Raw genomic sequence first — 1684 nt, 5'->3', positions numbered from 1 at the left:
GTTGAACGCCTTCGCGATCACCTTCGAAGGTCGCCTGTCCCCGAGTTCTCGATAGAAAAATTTCAAAACCGAGTTACACCGTTAACTGGACACACCCTCCGTCGAGAGTGGTCCAGAGCCAGAAACTGTCAGTGGTTCGCGCGGAATTGATGTCAGTGGCTTCCGCTGTCATCCTGCTTCGAGGGTCTGAAGGGCATGGATCAGGAACGCTTGACAAGCTGACCTGTGCATCAGTCGGTCCACAATGAGGCATCGGGCCAGTTGTATCTGCGGTCGTCGTCGGTCAGCGGCTGGTAGTGCGTGACAGCGATAAGTTCGCCGGAGTCGTCGAAGCCCCGAAACTCGGCGCGGTCGTCGACATGGCGAATGGCGTGCGGCACGGTGACCAGGCCACTGGCCGGGACGGGCAGGTCGATGACGTCGTCGGCGTAGTGCACTTGCACGGCCGCTACCCGTCGCGTCGCCATCACCGTCAGGTTGGCCACCCACTCGGTATCGGGACGGGCGAGCTGGCCCGACAAGCTCACCAGGTCGCTGCCGTGCCAATCGGGCAGTGGCGCGTCCGGCCGGTTCAGCACCCATTCCGGCATGCCGCTTCCCGAGGCGGCAAACGGATATTCCCACTGTCCGGCCGCTGAGCGTGTCGGTAGGGAGACGTCGTCGTAGAGCTCACCATCCTCGGGGTCGCGGAACACTACGATCAACGACCCGTAGCGGCCCCACTGTCCGGATGCGGCGATCGCGGCCGAGCCGGGCGGGAGAACTGTGGGAAGCGGCGGTGCGCCGTGGTCAAGCGCGTCGAACACCTCTTGCTTGTCGAAGAACCGGTAGGAATCGTCAGATGACTCATGTTCCGTATCTTCCATAGACCTCAGCGTAACGACGCCCAGGCCATGCGCTCAGCCGGTGTCGCTCATACCGTGCTCCGTCGCCACCGGCCGCCAGTGATGCCCAGCGCCACTGGCAACAAATCCGCGCGCAACATGCGGCTGGGCCCTCACCCCGATGTGTGGACACCTTGAGTGCCGAATGATGAAGATCAGGAGACAAGGAGTTCCACTCGTCACGGGCGTTGTCGCCATGCTGCCGATCTCCGTCGGAGAACACGTGCAGGTGGTGCTGCTCCCAGCCCATCGCGACCTGGATCACCTCGTGCAAGTCGGCCAAAGTCACCGTCGACGGCACGTGGACACGCCGCCACACCGGCGGAGAGACCTCCCGCAAGGTGACCTTGACCTGATGGATGGTGCCCACAGCGGCCCTGCTCCTTCGACGTACCCGGCGGCGACGCGCGTCACGATAGCGGCGCGATCACCGCTACGGGACGGTTCCGAGACCGCTCCGGACGGATCTCCGCTCGATGGACGAGGGGCCAGCGGGCGGCCGATGCGCTGAGCGCCGCAGAACCCACGGCCAGATGCGCGGAGATCTCCCCAGTGGTCAGCCCCTTGGCGGCCAGCGAGATGACCATCTCATCGATGCCTGAGAGCCGCCGCTGCCGCTTGCGCACGATCTTCGGCTCGAAGCTGCCGTCGCGATCGCGTGGAACGGTGATCTCCACCGGCCCGACATCGGTCAGCACGGTCTTGGACCGCGTCCCGTTGCGGGAGTTGCCCGTCTGGCGGCCGGCTCGCTCGTGCTTGTCACAGCCGAGGTGATCGGTGATCTCGCCTTCCAGCGCCGA

At 64.6% G+C, this 1684-nt stretch carries 2 protein-coding genes and 1 pseudogene; all 3 read right to left on the bottom strand.

The genetic code is table 11. The features are described 5' to 3' along the window. Positions 1–230: 230 nt before the first annotated feature. On the bottom strand, positions 231–866 hold the full coding sequence (locus IG98_RS0143795; protein ID WP_030926460.1) for a hypothetical protein: 636 nt from the start codon (positions 864–866) through the stop codon (positions 231–233). After that, positions 847–1254 (bottom strand): plasmid pRiA4b ORF-3 family protein, encoded by a 408-nt coding sequence (locus IG98_RS55110; protein ID WP_084196106.1) that lies wholly within the window; start codon positions 1252–1254, stop codon positions 847–849. The genes IG98_RS0143795 and IG98_RS55110 overlap by 20 nt, the downstream gene beginning before the upstream one ends. Before the next feature lie 157 nt (positions 1255–1411). Beyond that, positions 1412–1684: pseudogene (locus IG98_RS0143790) on the bottom strand (IS256 family transposase); the annotation flags it as partial.

It is taken from the genome of Streptosporangium amethystogenes (assembly GCF_000721075.1).
Lineage (GTDB): Bacteria > Actinomycetota > Actinomycetes > Streptosporangiales > Streptosporangiaceae > Streptosporangium > Streptosporangium amethystogenes.
This window is presented reverse-complemented; position numbering and strand designations above follow the sequence as displayed.